Annotated in this window: 22 protein-coding genes; 21 read left to right on the forward strand and 1 reads right to left on the reverse strand. The window is 36.6% G+C overall.

Features of this window, described 5'->3' with window-relative positions; translation table 11 throughout:
• Positions 1–259 precede the first annotated feature (259 nt).
• Genes FEU33_RS01725 through FEU33_RS01750 form a run of 6 tightly spaced genes read left to right on the forward strand, consistent with a single transcriptional unit; the run spans position 260 to position 5497 of the window.
• Entirely contained in the window at positions 260–1201 is a 942-nt protein-coding gene (locus FEU33_RS01725; RefSeq protein ID WP_146547736.1) for an ABC transporter permease, read from the forward strand.
• Positions 1202–1214: 13 nt separating this feature from the next.
• On the forward strand, positions 1215–2018 hold the full coding sequence (locus FEU33_RS01730; protein ID WP_146547737.1) for an ABC transporter permease: 804 nt from the start codon (positions 1215–1217) through the stop codon (positions 2016–2018).
• Between the two features lie 30 nt (positions 2019–2048).
• A complete protein-coding gene (locus FEU33_RS01735; RefSeq protein ID WP_146547738.1) occupies positions 2049–3050 on the forward strand; it encodes an ABC transporter ATP-binding protein in 1002 nt (333 codons plus the stop codon).
• Positions 3031–3996: an ABC transporter ATP-binding protein gene (locus FEU33_RS01740; RefSeq protein WP_146549860.1), complete on the forward strand. Its 966-nt coding sequence runs from the start codon at positions 3031–3033 to the stop codon at positions 3994–3996. Before FEU33_RS01735 ends, FEU33_RS01740 begins: the two co-directional genes overlap by 20 nt.
• 59 nt (positions 3997–4055) lie before the next feature.
• Complete coding sequence (locus FEU33_RS01745) at positions 4056–4241, forward strand: hypothetical protein (RefSeq protein ID WP_146547739.1); 186 nt, start codon at positions 4056–4058, stop codon at positions 4239–4241.
• On the forward strand, positions 4208–5497 hold the full coding sequence (locus tag FEU33_RS01750; protein ID WP_186731408.1) for an arsenic transporter: 1290 nt from the start codon (positions 4208–4210) through the stop codon (positions 5495–5497). Before FEU33_RS01745 ends, FEU33_RS01750 begins: the two co-directional genes overlap by 34 nt.
• Positions 5498–5718: 221 nt before the next feature.
• Here the strand turns inward: FEU33_RS01750 and FEU33_RS01755 are convergent, their stop codons facing one another.
• Positions 5719–6165 (reverse strand): MarR family winged helix-turn-helix transcriptional regulator, encoded by a 447-nt coding sequence (locus FEU33_RS01755; protein ID WP_146547741.1) that lies wholly within the window; start codon positions 6163–6165, stop codon positions 5719–5721.
• A 117-nt stretch (positions 6166–6282) separates the two neighbouring features.
• Between FEU33_RS01755 and FEU33_RS01760 the strand changes: the two genes are divergently transcribed.
• The 15 genes from FEU33_RS01760 (at position 6283) to FEU33_RS01835 (ending at position 22288) form a co-directional block, all read left to right on the forward strand.
• Positions 6283–6870 (forward strand): NAD(P)H-dependent oxidoreductase, encoded by a 588-nt coding sequence (locus FEU33_RS01760; RefSeq protein WP_146547742.1) that lies wholly within the window; start codon positions 6283–6285, stop codon positions 6868–6870.
• Positions 6871–7327: 457 nt separating this feature from the next.
• Positions 7328–7996: a response regulator transcription factor gene (locus FEU33_RS01765; protein ID WP_186731288.1), complete on the forward strand. Its 669-nt coding sequence runs from the start codon at positions 7328–7330 to the stop codon at positions 7994–7996.
• The gene (locus FEU33_RS01770) at positions 7986–9029 is read left to right on the forward strand and encodes a sensor histidine kinase (protein WP_186731289.1); all 1044 of its coding nucleotides are present in this window, start codon (positions 7986–7988) and stop codon (positions 9027–9029) included. The genes FEU33_RS01765 and FEU33_RS01770 overlap by 11 nt, the downstream gene beginning before the upstream one ends.
• A gap of 49 nt (positions 9030–9078) precedes the next feature.
• Positions 9079–10605 carry a multicopper oxidase family protein gene (locus FEU33_RS01775; protein ID WP_146547745.1) on the forward strand — a complete coding sequence of 509 codons (1527 nt, stop codon included), beginning with the start codon at positions 9079–9081 and terminating at the stop codon, positions 10603–10605.
• A gap of 499 nt (positions 10606–11104) precedes the next feature.
• Positions 11105–11467, forward strand: coding sequence for an ArsR/SmtB family transcription factor (locus FEU33_RS01780; protein ID WP_146547746.1), 363 nt, complete (start codon positions 11105–11107; stop codon positions 11465–11467).
• A complete protein-coding gene (locus FEU33_RS01785; protein WP_425328569.1) occupies positions 11460–13610 on the forward strand; it encodes a heavy metal translocating P-type ATPase in 2151 nt (716 codons plus the stop codon). Before FEU33_RS01780 ends, FEU33_RS01785 begins: the two co-directional genes overlap by 8 nt.
• 440 nt (positions 13611–14050) lie before the next feature.
• Positions 14051–14626, forward strand: a complete 576-nt coding sequence (gene dcd, locus FEU33_RS01795) for a dCTP deaminase (protein WP_146547747.1) — start codon at positions 14051–14053, stop codon at positions 14624–14626.
• Positions 14627–15198: 572 nt separating this feature from the next.
• A complete protein-coding gene (gene rpmG, locus FEU33_RS01800) occupies positions 15199–15348 on the forward strand; it encodes a 50S ribosomal protein L33 (RefSeq protein ID WP_146547748.1) in 150 nt (49 codons plus the stop codon).
• Positions 15349–15471: 123 nt separating this feature from the next.
• The gene (locus FEU33_RS01805) at positions 15472–16665 is read left to right on the forward strand and encodes a GTP-binding protein (RefSeq protein WP_146547749.1); all 1194 of its coding nucleotides are present in this window, start codon (positions 15472–15474) and stop codon (positions 16663–16665) included.
• Position 16666: 1 nt separating this feature from the next.
• Positions 16667–17587, forward strand: a complete 921-nt coding sequence (locus FEU33_RS01810) for a CobW family GTP-binding protein (protein WP_146547750.1) — start codon at positions 16667–16669, stop codon at positions 17585–17587.
• 23 nt (positions 17588–17610) lie between these two features.
• Positions 17611–18570 carry a metal ABC transporter substrate-binding protein gene (locus FEU33_RS01815; protein WP_146547751.1) on the forward strand — a complete coding sequence of 320 codons (960 nt, stop codon included), beginning with the start codon at positions 17611–17613 and terminating at the stop codon, positions 18568–18570.
• A 14-nt stretch (positions 18571–18584) separates the two neighbouring features.
• Entirely contained in the window at positions 18585–19229 is a 645-nt protein-coding gene (locus FEU33_RS01820) for a metal ABC transporter ATP-binding protein (protein ID WP_146547752.1), read from the forward strand.
• The gene (locus FEU33_RS01825) at positions 19217–20035 is read left to right on the forward strand and encodes a metal ABC transporter permease (protein WP_243881224.1); all 819 of its coding nucleotides are present in this window, start codon (positions 19217–19219) and stop codon (positions 20033–20035) included. The genes FEU33_RS01820 and FEU33_RS01825 overlap by 13 nt, the downstream gene beginning before the upstream one ends.
• A gap of 1 nt (position 20036) precedes the next feature.
• Entirely contained in the window at positions 20037–21215 is a 1179-nt protein-coding gene (locus tag FEU33_RS01830; RefSeq protein ID WP_146547753.1) for a GTP-binding protein, read from the forward strand.
• 344 nt (positions 21216–21559) lie between these two features.
• Positions 21560–22288, forward strand: a complete 729-nt coding sequence (locus FEU33_RS01835; protein ID WP_244950951.1) for an ABC transporter ATP-binding protein — start codon at positions 21560–21562, stop codon at positions 22286–22288.
• Positions 22289–22817 lie beyond the last annotated feature (529 nt).

The following is a 22817-nucleotide window of genomic DNA, read 5'->3' on the forward strand; positions in this document are numbered from 1 at the left end:
TTGTTTTTCCTGATTCAGCGGGTGTCACGGATTTTGAAGGGGATTTCCCTCGCAAGCTCGAAAAAATCCGGATGCACTTTATCCTGCGTTAATGAACAGTAGCCCCACCCACGCTTCAAAAAGTAAAGGAATAACTGGGAGATAGGTGGGGCTACTGTCTGAAAATCCTGATTGGCTCAACGAACACATAGTAAGAATGGAAAAAGCTCACTAGGTGAAGTTTCACTTGATATGGAAAAAATAGATTGGAGGATATGGAATGGATTATGTACTAAAAAAAACAGTCAGCTCACTATTTACACTATTTGTGGTTATTGTTCTCGTTTTTTTAGCTTTTCGCATCATTCCAGGTAATCCAGCGAATATCATCTTAGGAGTAGAGGCAACGCCTGCACAAGTTGAGGAATTGGAACAAAAACTTGGACTAGATCAAACATTATTTGAACAATTCATCCATTGGTTTAAAGGCGTCCTTGTCCTAGATTTTGGCGAATCTTTGCGTTTTTCCGAACCTGTTCTTTCGCTTATTCATGAAAGGATGGGCGTTACCTTTTCATTGGCTTTTATGGCCATTGTTATCACCATTTTTGTATCGATTCCATTAGGGATTATTGCTGCCAATTATAAAGGAAAATTTTTAGATGTGCTTATTTCAATAGGTACACAAATCGGACTTGCGATTCCGTCTTTTTGGATGGGTATTATTTTAATCATGATTTTTGGTTTAATGTTACACCTTATTTCAGTAGGTGGTTATGTTCCGTGGTCTGAAAATCCTTTGCGGGCTTTTAAGGCATTGTTATTTCCAGCAACTGCTATAGCCATTCCTCAAATAGCTATCCTCGTTAGATATTTAAGAACAACTATGATCGAACAGTTGAATTTTGATTATGTACGGACGGCTAAAAGTAAGGGACTAAAGGATTCTACCATCCTGTTGAAACATGTCTTAAAAAACGCACTCATTCCTGTAATTACTATTGCAGGCTTAAATTTTGGTGCAATTCTAGCAGGCAGCCTTGTAATTGAACAAGTATACGCTTTACCAGGATTTGGCAGGATGCTTATCACTGCAATTGGAGATCGTGATTTTCCACTTGTTCAAGGCATGGTAGTGATGATCGCGATCATTGCCATTACCGTAAATTTACTAGTGGATATTTCTTATCGCTATTTAGATCCCAAAATCAAATTGAAGTAAGGAGGTGCGGTGTATGTTAAAAAAATTTAACCTCGTCACAGGTGGAGCAATTGTACTTTTTTTAATCCTTGTCTTTATAGTGAGTTTCTTTTATGTACCACACAATGTCAATCAAATGAATATTGAAAATCGGCTTATCGCTCCAAACCATAATTACTTATTAGGCACGGATAATTTTGGACGTGATGTACTAAGTCGAATTATGAAAGGAACTCAAACTGCATTTATTGTTGGTGGCGGATCAGTAATTATTGGATTATTGTTTGGTATTTTAATAGGTACGACAGCTGGTTATTTTGGAGGTTGGATGGATGAATTGCTTATGAGGATGATTGATGCGTTATTAGCTTTTCCAGGTATTTTATTGGCACTCATTTTAGTGACGATTTTCCAGCCTAATATAGAAGTCACAGTTATTGCCATTGGTATTATGACAATTCCAAGCTTTTCTCGTGTTATAAGAAGCGGATTTATAAAATGTAAACAGATGGACTTTGTTAGGGCAGCACGGAATTTTGGATCAAGTCATCTACGTATTATTTTTCATCACATTTTACCGAATACGGTTTCTTCTATTATTGTAACTGCTTCTCTTAGTTTTTCCACTGCTATATTAGTAGAGGCTGCATTGAGTTATTTAGGTTTAGGCATACAACCTCCCGATCCGAGCTGGGGAAGAATGTTAAATGAAGCTCAAGGATTTGCGAAGCTTGCTCCCTGGTATACTTTGGCGCCTGGCTTTATGTTAACATTAACAATTCTTGGCTTTAATTTATTGGGTGATGGAATAAGAGATTTACATGATTTTTCAGAGTAAAGTTGATTGTTAGCAAAGGGGGTTGGAAAAATGTCAGAAATCTTGTCCATTCATCATGTGACAGTTCATCTTGAACAAAATCGCCGTAAGTTGACGGTTCTTTCGGACATATCTATAACAGTTCAAAAGGGTGAAATTTTCGGTATTGTTGGTGAATCAGGATGTGGAAAAAGCGTATTATCCAATTCTATCCTAGATTTACAGCCTAAAAAAATGCGTGTATCAAGCGGAGATATCCTATTTGAAGGACAATCCATGTTAAAAAAATCAAAACATCAACTACAAAAGATGAGAGGAAAAGAAATTTCTATGATTTTCCAAAATCCTATGTCATCTTTAAATCCTTCATTGACAGTTGGCTATCAAATCGTGGAAATCATCCGTGCCCATCAAAACATTTCCAAAAAAGAAGCTAAAGGAATAGCTATTGATGTGATGAAGAAAGTTGGTCTACCACGTGCTGAACAGTTGTTTTATGACTATCCACATCAATTATCGGGAGGAATGCAGCAACGTGTTATGATTGCTATCGCTATCGCTTGTCAGCCAAAGTTTCTTATAGCGGATGAACCTACAACTGCGTTAGATGTAACGATACAAGCACAAATTTTACATTTGCTAAAAGAAATACGGCGTGAGCAAAACACGACCATATTACTTATTTCTCATGATTTAGGAGTAATGGGCGATATGTGTGATCGTATAGCCGTTATGTATGCGGGAGAAATCGTAGAGATTGGTACGACAGCACAAATATTTGAAAATCCTAGCCATCCGTATACAAAGGGCTTGATGGAATCAATCCCAACTCCGGATAAAAAGGGAAACCCCCTCTATTCAATTCCCGGAAATGTGCCATCTTTGCAAGAGCGAATGGGAGGATGTCCTTTCGCTAGTCGTTGTCATCTGGCTATTGATATGTGCTTTACATCAAAACCACAGTTGAAAAAGGTAGCAAAAGCTCATGATGTTAGTTGCTTCTTTAGTGAAATGGAGGAGGTGAGCTTTGAGTATGCAAAATCTTTTAGTTGAAGTGGAAAACCTCAAAAAGAATTATACACATCGTAAGTTATATAAAATCCAAGAGCTACCAGCAGTTTCAGATGTCAGTCTTCTATTAAGAAAAGGGGAAACATTAGGATTAGTGGGAGAGAGCGGAAGCGGTAAATCCACTTTAGGCCAATTGATTGGTCAATTATTAGACCCTACTGAAGGAATAGTATTATTTGAAGGACAAGCAATTGAAGATATGACAAGCCAACAGAGAAAACGATTGAAAAAGGATATTCAATATGTTTTTCAAGATGCCTATTCATCTTTAAATCCTAGACACAAAGTTTCAAAACTGATAGAAGAACCACTTATCATTCAAAAAATAGGAACACCAGCAGAAAGAAAAGAATGGGTAAACGACATGCTGAATGAGATTGGATTAGATAAAAGTTATCGTGATGCCTATATTCATGAGCTAAGTGGTGGACAGAGACAACGCATCGGCATTGCGAGAGCCCTTATCTTAAAACCAAAATTGCTTGTTTTGGATGAGCCGGTTTCGGCATTGGATGTTTCTGTTCAATCACAAATCTTAAATTTATTGAAATCCTTACAACAAAAATATCAACTAACATATATGTTTATTTCTCATGATTTAAATGTGGTGCATTATATGAGTGATCGAATAGCAGTCATGTATTTAGGGGAAATTATTGAACTGGCAAATGTAAATGATCTATATGAGCATCCTCTCCACCCTTACACGAAAGCCCTTATTTCTGCCATCCCAACATACAAAAGACAGGGAGAACCGGTGTTATTAAAAGGCGAAATCGCAAGTGCGACGGATATTCCAAATGGGTGCTCGCTCCATCCTCGCTGCCCTTTTGCAACGGAAATATGCCAATTCGAAAAGCCAGTTCTGGAAGAAGTGAACCAGGGACAATACGTTTCATGCCATTTATCCCGCATTAACGGACAGTAAGACTCCCATCTCAAGATTTAGAGAGAACTGAGAAAGATAGATAGGGGATCAACTGCCGCATGCGTCCGATTGGTTCGGGTGGGCGGGATGTTGGTCACTCAGGTGTTGCCACAGGACGTGGCGCTTTTAACCTGAGTTCTTCTATTTCAGTAGGGATGAAGAAAACCCCCACTGATGGAGTTTCACTTTATTGGGAAGAAGGATTTTGGCAATGGCTATCGTGGCGACTTTCATCTTTTTGGTGACATTAGTTTTGGTCATATGGCAACCAAAAGGTTTAAATATAGGTTTAACGGCTTGTTGTGGAGCGATTCTCGCACTAATCATCAGTGTTGTTGACTTTCGAGATGTTCAGCAAGTAGTGGATATTACTTGGAACGCGACCTTAACATTTGTGGCTATTATTCTAATTTCGCTTATATTAGATGAAATTGGATTATTTGAGTGGATCGCATTGCAAATGGCAAGGGTATCTAGGGGCAATGGTATCCGAATGTTTGTGTATGTCAGTATTTTAGGTGCTGTTGTTGCAGCGTTTTTTTCTAACGATGGAGCAGCTTTGATTTTAACGCCCATTGTGTTAGCGATGGTACGTAATTTGAACTTTAAAGAAACTATGATTATCCCCTTTATCATGGCGAGTGGCTTTATTGCGGATACGACATCCCTTCCTTTTGTCATTAGTAATTTAGTAAATATCGTATCCGCAGATTTCTTTGATACCGGGTTTGTAGAGTATGCTGCAAGAATGGTCCTCCCTAACATTTTTTCCTTAATAGCAACGATCATCGTCTTATCTATCTATTTCAGGAGAAATATTCCGAGTAGATATGATTTATCAAAGTTAAAAAAACCGAAAGAAGCGATTCGAGATGTAAAGATGTTTCGCCTTTCATGGATCGTGCTATTGATATTGTTAGTTGGATATTTTACCAGTGAATGGATAGAGATGCCCGTATCGATTATAGCAGGGATTATTGCTATATTTTTATTGATCATGGCTAGACAAAGTAATGCTGTTGATACAAAAGCTGTCTTAAAAGGCGCACCATGGACGATTGTATTTTTCTCAATTGGCATGTATGTGGTTGTTTATGGTGTTGGAAATGCATGGCTGACAAAATCATTAGCAAGCGTGATAGAAAGATTGGCTGCGCAAGGCTTATATGGGTCAACAGTGTCAATGGGTTTCATCGCGGCATTTTTGTCATCTATCATGAATAATTTGCCAACTGTTATGATCGATGCGCTGGCAATTGCAAAGACCCATACGACAGGTGTTGTGAGAGAAGGACTTATTTATGCTAATGTGATCGGGTCGGATTTAGGTCCAAAGATCACACCAATCGGTTCGCTTGCTACATTAGTTTGGCTCCATCTATTATCTGGAAAGGGTATCAAAATTTCCTGGGGCACTTACTTTAAAATGGGTATTATGTTAACGATCCCTATCTTATTGATCACTTTAACAGGACTCTATTTAACATTACTTCTTTTTTAAAACTTCACAATTATTAAAAGTAGCTATCATTATACGTTCGTGCTTTATACATAATTTTGGCATTATGAAATTGATTTGCTTGCATCATTTTTCAAGTAAATTAAAAAATCCCTTTGAAAATGGATCATCTGAAGTGACCCCACCCCAATTGTTAGATAGTGTCTAACAATTGGGATGCAGCTCACATCTCCGTTTTGCAAGGGATTTTTATTTAGAATAGCTTATTTTTCAACGGATTGATTCAAGAAAATTTTAGTTTGTAAAGTAGTAAGCGCTTTTCTGATTTCTTCTAGTTCTTCATTTGAAGAATTTTCAATTAGTTTTTGGAAGCGGGTTTCGATGCAAGTAAAAGCCTCATCCATCATATGTTTTCCTTTTTCGGTAAGGCGAATATAATGTTTTCTTCGATCCTTTGTGTCGTTTATTTTTTCAATCCAATTTTTTTCTCGTAATTTTCTTAATTCCCGGCTTGTATTCGGCATGGACAAATGCAGACAATCACTGACTTCGGTAGGCGTAATGAGCCGATTTATGGTTATATATTCAAGGATTTTATATTGAATCGGCGTAATATCGTCGATTTTTATATTTTTTGTTAAATCATGTGTCACTTGATGCACAGTTGCTGTAAACGCTACAAACTGATGGAATAATTCTTTTTTGTTCAACTTTGTTCACCTCTTACTGACAATAACAAATAACTTATCCAAAAACAATTATCATTTGACAATTAAATTTAACGAGGCTATCATTTAGTTATCAAATGATAAGTATGGAGGTGCAATATGAACACATTAATTGTCTATACATATCCAAATCATAAAAGTCTGAATTATGCTTTTTTGCAGGAAATTATTAAGGGCTGTAACGAAAATCCTCATATAACGGAAATACAGGTTTTAGATTTATATGAGGAGCGATTTAACCCGCTATTAGAATTTAATGAGCAGAAGCGTCGTCGAGATATGTACCGTGATCCAAAGTTAGAAAAATATAGAGAGCAAATTACATGGGCTGATAAAATCGTTTTTGTGTATCCAATTTGGTGGGGGAGACCGCCTGCGATGCTGTTAGGATATATTGATCAATTGTTTGCTACCAATTTTGCTTATCGATATAAAAAGGGCGTATTGTCAGAGGGGCTTCTCAAAGGTAAGTCGGTTGTGTGCGTATCAACTATGAAGGGACCCACAAACTATCCACTTATATGGTTGAATAACGCACATAAAGTATTGATGAAAAGAGCACTATTTCATTTTGTTGGAATTAAAAAAGTAAAGTTTTTCGAATTTGGGAATATGGAAAGTAAGAAGGGAAAACAAACACAAAAATTAAATAAAGTTTATCAATATTTTAGAAAAATAGATGATTAGAACGGGCGTGTTCGTTAGATGGCATAATGTGAAAGATTTTAGTTTTTTCGGCTTCTCACCGAAAGTCTATTTTAAAATGTAGTATAAATGAACTGGAGCCAGTGTAACTCCTAGGGGAATAGATCCAGATGAGACCCCGTAGCGTAGCGATTAAGGAACGGAGTCTAAGGGCGCCACGTCCTGTGACAACGACTCCGTGACAACATCCTGTTGCCCCTAGCATTCGCCCGCAGGAAAGCGAGCAAGCCTTCGCTGTAATCAACGAATCTCCCTATTTTTGTGGATTAAATTGGATAATCAACACGCCTGTCCATATATATTAATTGGAGAAAGTGAAAATCAGTTGATGATTCAAATTTCAATAGATAAAATGGGTTCATCAACATGCCTGATGTGAACGATTACTTAATTGGAATATAAAAATTGTTATCCTTTAAATAAGTAGGTGAAAATGAAAATGCAAGTATTGATCGTTGATGACGAAGAAAAGATTACCCATGTTTTAGCGTCTTATTTTGACCAAAACGGTGATACGACGTATGTTGCGCATACAGGAGAATCTGCCATTCAATTCGTGGATCAAGTACCTATTGATATGATCATTTTAGATTTAATGCTACCGGACATGGCTGGGGAGGATATATGCCAATACGTGAAAAGCAATTATGATATCCCCGTAATTATGCTAACAGCGAAAATTTCTATTGATGAAAAGGTAAAAGGATTTGAGATCGGAGCAGATGATTATGTAGTGAAGCCATTTCATCCTAAGGAAATATTAGTGAGAGCCGAAAGATTGCTGCCCGAATCACATAGAAAGCAGATCATTACGTTTCGACAATTGGAAATACACAAAAACGAAAGACAAGTGTTGTTAAACCGTCAAAGTGTACAGCTTACCCAACATGAATTCAATATTTTGCTATTACTAGCGAAAAACCCTAAAAAAATATTTAGCCGAGATGATATGATTCAAAAAATATTCGGACCTAGTGCGGACATTAATCCTCGTATTATCGATCAGCATATAAAAAATATTCGTAAAAAATTGCACAGGGATTATATTCAAACAGTGTTTGGAGTAGGGTACAAAATGAATGAGAAGGTACAAGAAGATGAAGTTTAACGTGAAAATCGCCTCGATACTAGCGGCCTTTACATTCAGCATGCTTCTTATTATTACAGCAATTTTGCTTTTTAAAGGGCATGAACATTTAATGATGTTGCATATTACAGATTCAGAAGAAGTCATCCATCATTTTGATATGGCATTAAGGGAAACTGCTATTTGGACAATTGCGTTGCTACTGGTCGTCATCTTAATCTCTAGCTTATTGATTGCAAGAGTATTGACAAGGCCGATTCAGGAAATGAATCATTTTGCGCTAAGACTTGTGCGTGGAGATCGTCACTTAAATATTAGCTATAAAATCGACGATCCGATTGGTCAATTAGGACAATCGTTATTAAAATTGGACAATACTTTAAGCACTTATGAGTTACGTCGAAAAGAAATGACACAAGACCTTGCTCATGAAATCCGTAACCCATTAGCCTCTATCAAAAGCTATTTGAGTGCGTTTGAGGATGGAGTTTGGACAGCCACTCCTGAACGTTTACAAGCTTGCGTGGAAGAAATAGATCGTCTGATCATCCTTGTGGGTGAATTAGATACACTCAATGACATTAACAATCCTACTTTTAAAGTTACGACTAAAAAAGAGGCTATTGCTAATTTGATAGAGAAATCGGTCATTTCATTGGCAAGTGAATTACTTGCAAAGGAAATAGAGGTAGAACTAAATTTAGATCGAACCATTTATGCACAAGTAGATGCGCTAAGAATCAATCAAATTTTGCACAACGTTATAAAGAATGCCATGCACCATGTTCAAAAAGAGGGTGTTATCGTCATCAGATTATACAAACAAGGTGGCAACTATGTCATCCTTGTACACGATAATGGAATAGGCATGGATGAAGAAACAAGTAAAAAAGTTTTTGAAAGAAACTATCGAGGTGAAAGTCGATATACTGGTAATGGTATTGGGATGACAATCACTAAAAAGCTAGTAGAGGCACATGGTGGTACGATTTCTGTAAGTAGTGAAAAGAATGTGGGGACAACATTTTCTATAGAAATGCCTTTCTCTACATAATTTCTACACAACTATTCTGTATGCTTAGCGCGAAAGGAATGGTTGATAGATGAAGAAAATAACATTAGCAAGTATGATTGTAAGTCTAGGGTTACTGGGAGCTTGCAGCCAAGAAGATCACTCCTACTCTAATCATGATATGAAAGGTATGGATCACTCTTCCATGAATATGGAGGGAATGGATCATTCGTCTATGGATATGGGGGATGGCAATTCTACAATGGATATGAGCCATGAAACCATCACAAAATTAAAAAGTAGTCTAGGTAATCACGAATTATCTTTTCCAAAGGTTTTGAAACCTGACGACAAGGATAGCAATTCTATTTCATATACAGTACGGGCTCAACAAGGCACTACTGAAATTTTTGATGGTATAAAAACGAACACATATGGTTATAACGGAATTTTTTTAGGCCCTGTGATACGGGTAGAAAAAGGAATGAAGGTCACTATTCATTTAGTCAATGATTTAAACGAAGATACTACTTTCCATTGGCATGGGCTCGAAATTCCTGGCAATGAAGATGGTGGGCCACATAAAGTTTTAAAACCAGGTCAATCCGAAACGATTCAGTTTACTGTTAAACAAGATGCAGCTACTCTATGGTTTCACCCACATCCTATGCATGAAACAGGAAAACAAGTATTTAAAGGTCTAGCGGGGTTACTCTATATTGATGATAAAAATAGTGAAACATTGAATATCCCTAAAACATACGGCGTCGATGATTTACCAATTATTTTACAAGATCGAACATTTACAGATGATCAACAACTCGATTATGATCATACGATGAATGAAGATGGTACTACAGGGGATACGTTGCTGATCAATGGAGTGGTTGACCCAAAACTAACAGTAGATCGCAAAAAAGTTCGCTTGCGTATTTTAAATGGTTCCAATATGAGAAGCTATACGCTGCATTTTAATAATCATATGGCATTTCAACAAATAGCGGGCGATGGGGGTTTTCTAAACAAACCGGATACTACTCAATCGATTGAAGTCGCACCAGCAGAGCGAGCTGAAGTGATTGTAGATTTCACAAAGGTGAAAGGCAACGAAGTCAAATTAGTTACGGAAGATAATGTGACAGTCTTGCCTATTCATTTTAAAGAATCGAAAGCTGAACCTAATACAGCCAAAGCAATGGAGACCTTCAATCACCTTAAAGTTTTAGATGAAGTAAAAAATAAAAAAGTAACAAAAACCGTCAAGTTAGCTGGTATGGGCAAAAATGTGACGATCAATGATAAGAAGTTCGATAAAAACCGAATTGACTTTACGCAAAAACAAAATGAAACCGAAGTATGGGAAATTGAAAATGTAAAAGATTCAATGGGCGGTATGAATCATCCTTTTCATATCCATGGAACACAATTCCAGGTCATTTCGATCGATGGAAAAGAACCTCCGAAAAGTTTATCAGGGTTAAAAGATACAATATCTTTAAAGCCTGGTCAAAAAGCAAAGATTGCTGTGAAATTCCAGCATAAAGGAGTATACATGTACCACTGCCATATCCTTGAACATGAAGATAATGGGATGATGGGACAAATTAAGGTATATTAAAATGAATGTTTCATTACCCGTTCATACCGATAAATAGAGAAGACAGGAATGTTGACTTAGTCATATTTCTGTCTTTTATTTTTTACTTTTTTAGCTAGCAGCCCTTTGAAACAATTTTTATATCTGGAGGTGTAAATATTTTATGTAGATCTTCACTGCGGCTTGTTCGAGTCATCCGAAAGGACAAATAAAGTCCATGAGAGAGCGAATAATCACTTCAAGAGAGAAAATAAAGCTTTCAAGAGAGAAAATAACCTTATGGAAAGAGCGAATAAATCCACGGTAAAAGCAAGTAAATCGTAGCGGCAGTCAGTGAATACTCTATATTTTGATGGATATAGTTAGATAATCAACACGCTTTGTTTTTTTCTCAAAAATTCATTCCTAAAATTTCTTTCAAACAATCAAATAATTGTTTGAATATCTAATCGTGTAGTTCTATAATTTTATTAATCAAATAATCGTTTGAATATTAGAATGTTTGGGGGAAATCAAATAAATGAGAGAAGTTTGTGAAGTAACTTGTATTCATGAAGATAAGGTAAATTATGTGCAAGAACGATTAAATCAACAAAACCCCTCTGATGTAGCCAAAGTTTTTAAAGCACTTTCTGATGATACACGTGTAAAAATTGCTTATGCGCTCACGTTAGAAGCTGAATTATGTGTTTGTGATGTAGCAAATATTATTGGGGCAACAACAGCAACAGCATCGCACCATTTACGCCTGTTGAGGAACTTAGGATTAGCAGAATATCGTAAAGAAGGCAAGTTCGTATACTATTCGATCCAAAATGATTACTTTAAAAATTTAATCAGTGCGGCCTTCTCACAACATAAAGGAGTGGAAAGCATTGGTTGAATCACCACAACAACAAAAAAGTTATCGTGTTGAAGGATTTTCTTGTGCAAATTGTGCAGGAAAGTTTGAGATGAATGTGAAGAATCTACCTGGTGTTGAAGATGCCAAAGTGAATTTTGGCGCATCGAAGATCTCTGTTTCTGGGGAAGCAACAATCGATGAATTGGAAAAAGCCGGAGCATTTGAAAATCTGAAAGTTATGCCTGAAGGGCCAGTTGTATCAACAACATCAGATGCCTTAACAAAAGAGAAAAAGATTCCCTTTTATAAAAAGCATAGCGTGTTGCTATATTCTGCCCTTTTAATCGTATTAGGATATGTATCAAATTTTGTAAATGGTGAAGAAAATCTTGTTACTTCACTACTATTCATTGCAGCAATCGTGATTGGTGGTTATTCCTTATTTAAAGTCGGCTTTCAAAACTTATATCATCTTGATTTCGATATGGAAACGTTAATGACAGTAGCTATCATTGGAGCGGCGATTATTGGTGAATGGGCAGAAGCATCGATTGTAGTAATCCTATTTGCTATTAGTGAAGCATTAGAACGCTATTCCATGGATAAAGCTCGACAATCAATTCGTACATTAATGGATATTGCCCCTAAGGAAGCTCTTGTTCGACGTAACGGTCAAGAGATGATGGTCCGGGTTGATGATATTGCGGTCGGCGATGTTATGATTGTAAAACCCGGACAAAAAATAGCAATGGATGGTGTGATCATTAGCGGTCGATCCACTGTTAATCAGGCAGCCATTACAGGTGAATCTGTGCCCGTTTCGAAAGCAACTGATGATGAAATTTTTGCAGGTACATTGAATGGAGAAGGCTTATTGGAAGTCAAAATCACCAAACTTGCGGAAAATACAACTATTGCAAAAATCATTCAGTTAGTAGAAGAGGCACAGGGTGAACGTGCACCAGCACAAGCCTTTGTCGATAAGTTTGCGAAATACTATACGCCGATCATAATGATTGTGGCAGTACTTGTCGCTATTGTGCCTCCGTTGTTTTTCGAAGCTAGTTGGGTAACTTGGATCTATCAAGGACTATCTGTATTAGTAGTTGGATGTCCATGTGCTCTAGTGATTTCAACACCGATTGCCATCGTCTCAGCGATTGGTCATGCGGCGAAAAAAGGTGTTCTAATCAAGGGTGGTATTTATCTAGAGGAAATAGGCCTATTAAAAGCCATCGCTTTTGATAAAACAGGTACTTTAACAAAAGGTATCCCATCTGTTACAAACTTTAACGTAACCAATAGCCAGTACGATGAAAAAGAATTACTTGCTCTGACGGCGGCTTTAGAAAATCGATCTCAACACCCAATTGCAGCGACTGTTATCGCTGAGGCCGATAAACTAGATGTGGATTATAGATCTGTGGTCGTTAAAGATTTTACGTCTATTACCAGCAAAGGAATTAAAGGGACGATTAAAAACACAGAGTATTTTGTAGGTAGCCCAAGCTTATTTAAAGAAATGTCTGCAACAACTTTTACTAAAAAGTTGGATGATATGGTGTACAGTCTTCAAGCTGAAGGGAAAACTGTGATGGTCATTGGTACGGCGAGTGAGATCCTAGGAATAATGGCTGTTGCTGATGCAGTACGTGCATCAAGTAAAGAAGTCGTTGAAAAACTCCATAAGATGGGCGTTACGAAAACCATTATGCTAACAGGGGATAATAAAGGAACAGCTAAGACGATTGGTGAATATGTTGGTGTATCCGAAATACGAGCAGAGTTAATGCCTGAAGATAAACTTACACTTATCAAGCAATTGCGTGTAGATTATGGAAAAGTCGCCATGGTTGGTGATGGGATCAATGATGCTCCAGCACTAGCAGCTGCTACAGTTGGTATTGCAATGGGAGGTGCTGGTACAGATATAGCACTTGAAACTGCTGATGTTGCCTTAATGGGTGATGATTTATCTAAACTTCCATTTACGGTTAAGCTAAGTCGTAAATCATTAAACATCATCAAAGCAAACATTGCCTTTGCCTTAATGATTAAATTGGCCGCCTTACTATTAGTCATTCCTGGATGGCTGACACTATGGATCGCCATCGCTTCAGATATGGGCGCAACATTAATGGTGGCTTTAAATAGCTTGCGGTTAATGCATGTCAAAGAATAAATGTTGGTTTTAAAAAATTTAGATAAGAATCTCGAATGGTAGGTAGCTATTCGAAAGGAAAAGAAGTGCAATTCAACATCGATTTGAATTGCACTTTTTCGTGATTTCATTTCGCTATAAAAACGTAATCGTTACGATTTATTGATTGATTTGATGAAAAATAGGTGGTAAATTGATTTTATCTATGAATGCAAAATGATTTGATGGAAATGTATTTTATCCCGCGTTAACGGGCAGTAAGACCCCCACCTCAAGGTTTAGAGAGAAAAGAGAAAGGTAGGTGGGGATCAACTGCCCGTAAAATCACGATTGGTTTAGCTAACCATCAGTGGGGGATGAAGAAAACCCTTACTGATGGAAGCTTCACTTTATCTTACTAAACCTTTTAAACATCAGGTAAGAGGGATATTTATAAAAAGCTTTAAAGGAGGGCTTCACACATGATTTTATCTTGTAAAACGATTGACAAGAAGATAAGAGAAAAAGAACTTATGATAGAACCTATAACGCCAGAGCAGTTGCAGCCTGCTTCGGTAGATTTGCGTTTGGGCGGTCATTTTCTACAGCTAGACGAATATGCGTCACCATTGATTTCACTTGAAAAGCCTGCGGTGTATAAAGATATTTATAAGGACAGAATCCTCATACCGCCAAGTGCATTTGTATTGGCGACAACAATGGAATCGATCAAGCTGCCAAATGATATTACTGCTTTTGTAGAAGGAAGAAGTTCCATTGGTCGGTTAGGATTGTTTATTCAAAACGCGGGTTGGGTAGATCCCGGGTTTGAGGGGCATATAACATTAGAGCTTTACAATGCGAACAGGGTGCCCATTGAGCTTGTTGCGGGAAGAAGAATCTGTCAATTAGTTTTAGCCTCTTTGGATCAAGAAGCTGTCCCTTACACAGGAAAGTACAATGGACAGCAGGAAGCGATGGGAAGCAAAATCTATCAAGATACAGAAATACAAAATTTGTACGGCAAAACTAAATCTGAGTCACTTCATGAAGCGTAAGGGATTCGTAAATAGCGGCAATAATGAGTTTACTCTCAAAAAAATAATTTAAATTAACAGGTGTGTTGATTTTACAAAAATTAGGTATGTCTGTTTAGCGTAATTTTTGAAAAAACCTGTATTTTTAGGATCATTTATATAGATCTTCGCTGCGGCTTGCTCGACTCCTCGAAAATGCAAGCATTTCCTTCGTGCGGTGTGATTCGAGGAAGAAAATTCAACGTCCCGCGGGAAAAGCGAATAGATGAGACCCCGCAGCGTAGCGATTAAGGAACGGAGTCTAAGGGCGCCACGTCCTGTGGCAACGACTCCGCGACCAACATCCTGTTGCTCCCAGCATTCGCCTGCAGGAAAGCGAGCAAGCCTTCGCTGCAATCAACGAATCACCCTATTTTTATGGATTATATTGGATAATCAACACGTCTGTTAAATTAACTTGACCAGAAGATTAGCTAAGCGTGTGAAGGAGAAGAGAGAGTCGATTTTCGGAACTAGAAAAATATTGACAAATTCGATTTATAGGTATAACATTCTAAAACGTAATCATTACTATTTTGAAGGAGGCTAAAATGATGCGTGTTCAAGTTACGTTAGCCTGTACGGAAACAGGAGATAGAAATTACATTACAACAAAAAATAAACGCAATACACCAGAACGTTTAGAATTAAAAAAGTATTCTCCACGCTTAAAAAGAGTGACATTACATCGAGAAACTAAATAACAATTCGAGACTGAAGATACTTAGGAAAGAATATTTTCATGGTAGTTTAATATGAACATTTTCAACTCTATATTTTTTTACGCTTTTTTAAATCGTAATAATTACTGTTAAGGAGGACGGATAATGACAAATAAGATCCCGGTTACTGTACTCAGTGGCTATCTTGGTGCTGGTAAAACCACGTTGTTAAACCATGTATTGCAAAACGAGCAAAATTTACGTGTAGCGGTTATTGTCAATGATATGAGCGAAATCAATATCGATGCCTCTCTTGTAGAGCAGGGAAGTGGTATTTCAAGAACGGAAGAGAAGTTTGTCGAACTATCCAATGGCTGTATTTGCTGTACACTACGGGAGGATTTATTGATCGAAGTGCAAAAACTTGCCGAACGAGGAAATATCGACTACATCGTGATTGAATCAACAGGCATTAGCGAACCGATTCCTGTTGCACAAACATTTTCTTATATCGATGAAGAACTAGGGATCGACTTAACGACAAGTTGTACATTGGATACGATGGTAACGGTCGTAGATGCGAACCGTTTCTGGACAGATTTTCAATCAGGTGATAGCTTGCTTGATCGAAAAGAAGCAGTGGGTGAATTAGATGAACGAGATGTTGCTGACTTGTTGATGGATCAAATCGAATTCTGTGACGTTCTTGTTTTGAATAAATGCGATTTGGTTACGGAAGAGCAACTGGAACGTCTTGAAAAAGTTTTACACACGCTACAACCAGAGGCAAAGTTCATTCGTACAACTCATGGTCAAATCGATCCAAAAGAAATTTTAAATACAAAACGATTTGATTTTGAACGTGTGTCAAATTCTGCAGGTTGGCTAAAAGAACTCCAAATCGGTCATGCAAACCATACTCCTGAAACAGAAGAATATGGTATCAGTTCTTTCGTCTATACACGCTCTATGCCATTCCATCCAAAACGTTTCAAAGATTGGGCTGAGGATATGCCTATCGAAATTGTTCGTTCAAAAGGAATCGTTTGGAGTGCCTGTCATTCTGATATTGCGATTCTTTTTTCACAAGCTGGCTCATCTGTCAATATTTCACCACTATCTTATTGGGTCGCAGCATTATCCAAAGCACAGCAGCAGCAGATTTTCGCGCAAAATCCTGAAGTATTGAAAGAATGGGATCCTGAATTTGGAGATCGTAAGACACAGTTAGTCGTTATTGGTATGGATTTACCGAAGGACAAGATCACTAAACAATTGGATGCCTGCCTTTTAACAGATGAAGAATTTAATAGCGATTGGCATACATTAGAAAACCCATTTGATTGGAAGTTGAGATAACGTGCAACAGAAAATAGAGATTGTTATTTTGAGCGGGTTTTTAGGTAGCGGTAAGACGACTTTACTACAAAATCTATTAGTACAAGAGCAAAAAAATGGTCGTCATGCAGCTGTTTTAATGAATGAGATTGGGGAAGTTTCGATCGATGGCAATTTACTACCTCCTAATTTATCAATCGAAGAAATTACGAACGGGTGTATTTGCTGTACAGGAAAAGATCAGTTAGAAAGAGGATTATTAGCTCTTTATACAACCAAAAGACCAGATGTCATCTATATTGAGAACTCTGGACTGGCCCATCCTCTCGATGTTGTTGATGCTTGTTTGTCTCCCATTATAGCAAAAGATATTGACATCAAAAGTGTCATAACAGTATTAGACAGTGTTAGATGGTGTCACCGAAATGAGTATAGCAAACCGGTCCAACGCTTAATGGAAGAGCAAGTGAAGTATGCGGATCAGTTGCTTATTAATAAGGTCGATTTGATTCAGCAGCAAACATTTGCTGAGATTATAGAAGATATTCAAAACATTCAGCCTCATATCGATTTTCAGATGACAACATTTGCAAGAATGGAATTGAATACGATTCAACCTTCTACGCATGAAAGTCCAGAAGAACATCAGCATTTACATGTCCATCATCACTTGCATACAAGTCATTTAGTTTATACATTCACTAAATCTATTGAAAAAAACGATTTCGAGGCATGGGTGCGACAATTACCTTTGAGCGTTTTTAGAATAAAAGGATTTGTCCGGTTTAATGATACACCTACAAAAACGACTTTGTTTCAATATGCTTATGGGGTCCCTATGCATATTGACCAAGAAATTGCTTTTCCTACAAATCTAGTGATTATTGGGGAACATTTAGATATTGAAAATTTAACAAAACAGTTAAGACAGTTGGAAAGTTAAAACTTTTAAAGGAGAGGAATAAAATGAAAAAGCACGTATTTGCAGCAGCTTTACTTGTAACATCTGTTCTATTTGCAGGTTGTCAGTCTACAAGTAAATCTGGCGATACATCAAAAGAAAGCAAAATCGACATTGTAACAAGTTTTTATCCTATGTATGAATTTACAAAAGAGGTGGCAGGGGATAAAGCAAATGTTTCTATGCTTATTCCTTCCTCCGTCGAACCACATGATTGGGAACCAGCAGCAAAAGATCTAGAACAAATCCAGAAATCAGATGCGCTCGTTTATAATAATGAAAATATGGAAACTTGGATTGACGATGTGAAAGATACAGTAGATTCGAAGGATTTATCGATCATTGATGCATCTAAAGGGATCGATCTTCTTCCTTTCACAGCCGAAGAGCATGAGGAAGAGGCTGAAGAGCATGAGGAGCATGCACATGAAGAACATGAACATGAATTCGATCCGCATTTATGGTTAAGTCCTAAGATGGCTATAAAAGAAGTTGAAAACATTGCAGATGGGTTAATCAAACTAAACCCAAAAAACAAAGCGGTGTACGAAGAAAATAAAAACAATTACATTCAAAAATTAGAAAAAATAGACCAACAATATACAGAAACATTAAGCCATGTCAAAAATAAAGAAATCATCACACAGCATGCGGCTTTTGGCTATTTAGCAGATTCTTACGGATTAAAACAAGTGCCGATTGCGGGGTTATCACCTGACAATGAACCAAGTGCTAAAGAATTAAAAGAGCTAAAAGAATTTGCGAAAGAACATAACATCAATACGATTTTCTTTGAAGAAAACGCATCTTCTAAGGTAGCGGAAACATTAGCGAACGAATTACATGCAAAGACAGCTGTGTTAGATACACTAGAAGGTTTAAGTGAAAAGGATCAAAAGAATGGTGAAACCTATATCACTATTATGGAAAAGAACTTAAAAGTACTGCAAAAAGCTTTGAACTAAAGGATGAATAGAGAATGACAAAGTCGATAATTGGTTTAAAAAATGTTACATTTGGCTACTCGCAAAATGCTGTAATAGAGAATCTTTCTTTTTCAATTGAACAAGGTCAATTTGTAGCGATGACAGGTGAAAATGGTGCAGCCAAAACAACTGCTATGAAATTGTTAGTAGGACTGTTAAAACCATGGAAAGGACTACGACAATGGCCCAGCCATTTAAGAGTAAGTTATGTACCTCAACAAATTTCATCAATTGAACAAGATTTTCCTAGTACAGTTTTTGAATTCATCGTATCCGGTTTGTGGGAATCGAAAAAATGGTATCAACGGATATCAAAAGATGATAAAAAAAGAGCTAGAGAAATGATTGATAGATTTGAATTACAAAGTGTAGTAAATCAACCTATCGGAAAATTATCTGGTGGTCAAAAACAAAAAGCATGTGTGGCAAGAGCATTTATGTCGAATCCAGATATTCTATTATTAGATGAGCCAACTACTGGGATGGATGAAAAAACGCGCCATATGTTTTATAAAATAGTAAAGAGCATGTGCCCTCAAGTGACAATTGTTATGATTACACACCATATTCATGAACTTAATCCATATATCGACCAAATCATTCATCTTGAAAGAAGGCATGAACCTTGTTTGAATTAGCTTTTATGCAACGAGCATTACTAGCAGGAATGCTTATAGCAGTGATTGCACCGATTATTGGCGTATTTTTGATTATGCGGAAACAATCACTGATCGCCGATACATTGAGCCATATTGCTTTAGCAGGTGTGGCAGTAGGTTTAGTGCTAGGAAGATCTCCTGAATGGATGAGCGTGATGATCGTTGTTTTAGGTTCTTTGCTGATTGAATTTTTACGATTTCGTTTTAAAAGTTACTCCGATGTTTCGATTGCGATTATGATGGCGGCTGGCTTATCCATTGCCCTTTGTTTAATGTCTATTAGTCCAAGCGGTACAAAAACGATGAATCAATATTTGTTTGGCTCGATCGTAACAGTTACTCAACACCAGATTAATGTGTTTTTCCTAGTAACAATCGGTATTTTCATCTATTTTGCGGTGACAAAACGTTCACTGTATACGATGATTTTCAATGAAGATGTTGCAAGGGTGGCAGGTATCTCAACAAAGATTCTCTCTTTCTCATTTAGCGCAGTAATTGGGCTGTTGATTTCAATGATGATCCCAATGATCGGCATGCTTCTTGTTTCAGCCATTATTATCTTACCGGCTGCTATAGCCATCCAATTAACGTCAAGATTTCGTTTTGTATTTATAATTGCAACGCTTGTTTCTATCGTTTGTACGTTTTTAGGCCTAGTAAGCTCTTATAAAATAGGAACACCACCCGGGGCAAGTATTGCTCTTTGGATGGTCTTTGGTGTCTTACTAACATTACTCTATAAAAAAGCAAAAGAATTACTTTTTAAAAGAATGGGAGAATAATATGGATAAAATACCTGTTACGGTGCTTAGTGGTTATCTAGGAGCAGGAAAAACAACGATTTTGAATCACTTATTGGATAATCGTGAAGGAAAAAAACTAGCTGTTATTGTGAATGATATGAGTGAAGTCAATATCGATATGCAATTGGTGGAAAACCAAGGCTTTTCAAGAACAACAGAAAAACTAGTAGAACTATCAAATGGTTGTATTTGTTGTACATTACGGGAAGATTTAATGATTGAAGTTGAAAAATTAGTTCAGCAAGGGGACATTGATGGCATCGTTATTGAATCAACAGGAATTAGTGAGCCAATCCCCGTGGCGCAAACCTTTACGTATATCGATGAAGAAACAGGGATCGATTTAACACCACATTGTTATCTAGATACAATGATTACGGTCGTTGATGCCAACCGATTTTGGCACGATTATGAAAGCGGTGAAACGTTATTAGAATGTCGGCAAACCGATGATCCTGATGATCAACGGGATGTCTCGGATTTGTTGATTGACCAGCTCGAGTTTGCCAATATTTTATGTATTACAAAATCAGATTTAGTGACACCAGAATATTTGGAAAGATTTCAGGCCTTTTTAGCAAAAGTGAATCCTATAGCTGAGCAGCATATCGTTCGTAATGGATCCATTTCACCCAATCTATTATTAAATCGCCATTTATTTGATTTTGACCAAGTAAGTGAAGGTGCTGGCTGGATCAAAGAGCTAAATGAAGAGCATACTCCTGAAACAGAGGAATATGGTATATCGTCATTTGTCTATCGTAGAAAGCGGCCATTTCATCCGCAAAGATGGTTCGAATGGTTAGAAAATTTATCTTCTGAAATTGTACGAGCAAAAGGTTTCTTTTGGCTGGCAACCCGTGATATACCTGGAATGATTTCGCAGGCAGGTGCATCTATTCAGCTTCAGGGTGCTGGCGAATGGATAGCAAACTTATCTCCTGAAGAACAAGAGGCGGAATTTTATGAAGACCCTACCCTAAAAGAAAGATGGGATCCGGTTTATGGAGATCGCCAAACCGAGATTGTGTTAATAGGAATAGGGATAAATCAAGATCAAATTGAGCAACAATTAGATCGATGTTTATTAACCGATCTTGAAATGAACGAGGACTGGTCCAAATTAGATGATCCTCTCCCAAAGTTTAACGCACATTAACGGGCAGCAAGATCTTTGTATGAAGATTTGTTCGTTAACACGATTGAATAACGTAAATCTGAGTTTTTCAACTGAGTACAAAATGGAGCTGTACTCAGTTTTTTTGCATGTCCATATTGACGGCAACAAGAAGCGAAAGTTTAATTGCAGATTGGATAGTAGAGCTCAAAGTGAAGAAAATGATTACCATTGAAAAAAGTATAAGGTTTGAACAAAATTATTTAAAAGTAAAAAAGAGGATATTTTACAATTATATATAAAATTGCATGTATTATTTAATCTAAATTTACAATATTTATGTTATTATATTTTTAGGAGGTGTTACTATTTTAGAAATAGACAATGTGAGCTTTTTTTATAAAAAGGACAATCCTGTATTAAAGAATATTAATCTGAAGATCAATAAAGGAGAATTTACCGCAATTGCTGGACCAAATGGTTGTGGCAAGACTACTTTGATCAAACTGATTTGTAATTTATTAAAGCTAAAAGAAGGGAAGATTCAATTTAATGGATTATCAATGCAGGATATAAGAGTTAAATGTGGAATATTTTACTTACCCAGTGATGATTATCTCCCTGAATTTTTAAATGGTATGGAATATATCCATTTACTGGGACGTCTTTATCATAAGAAGATCGCTCAAGAGGAAATTGATTTCTTCCTTCGTTATCTAAAATTGGATGATGCTTGTTATGAAATAATTGAAACCTATTCATTTGGGATGAAAAAAAAGTTACAAATCATTTGTGCTCTTTTAGTCAATCCTGAATTGTTAATCATCGATGAAACCCTAAATGGTATTGATGTGGAATCCAAAATGATCATAAAGTTACTCCTAAACAATTATGTAAAAGAAGGTGGTACGATACTCTTTTGTTCACACGACTTAGACTTAGTAGAGGAGTTATGTGAAAGGGTGGTTATTTTGTATGATGGTAAAATATACTTAGATCAGCTTACACAAGACATAAAAAATACGACGTTAGAAAAAATATTCATGGACTTAATAAATATGGATGTGGTTAAAAGTGAGATCGAGTCAGGTCTTCAATCTTTTTCAAATTATTAAGTTATATTTTATAAGAAAAGTTTTAAATTTAGGACCTTTAAAAAATCCCTTGTTTCGATTTTCTATTATTTTTGTTTTTTTGCTGATACTAAGTGGTTTGACATTTATCATTTATACTTTTTTTGAAGGAATAGAAAATCAGACTGCTGGAATCAGATTAATCCTGACAGTATATACGGTTACTATATTATTATGGACCCTCATCATTTTTATTTTTGTTAAAATGTTGTTCATGAAATCAACTGATTTTTTAAAATTGACTTTTACATTTCCTGTGACGATGCAAGAACGTAATACCGCACTTTTAATTTTTGAAATGGCTATATCCATTTTGCTGATATCGATATTGTCATCGTCGGTCATTATTTCTTTAGTGATTAAATATCATTTTCAATTTCTTCCACAATTGATAACTTGTATTTTTTTTACAAGCATCACTGCATATCTATTATTACAGGTAGTTACAAAAATACTCTTATATATCATCAATATTTTTAAATTAGTAAAATTAAAAGATGTTTTCATTATT

The organism is Rummeliibacillus suwonensis, assembly GCF_007896435.1.
GTDB lineage: Bacteria > Bacillota > Bacilli > Bacillales_A > Planococcaceae > Rummeliibacillus > Rummeliibacillus suwonensis.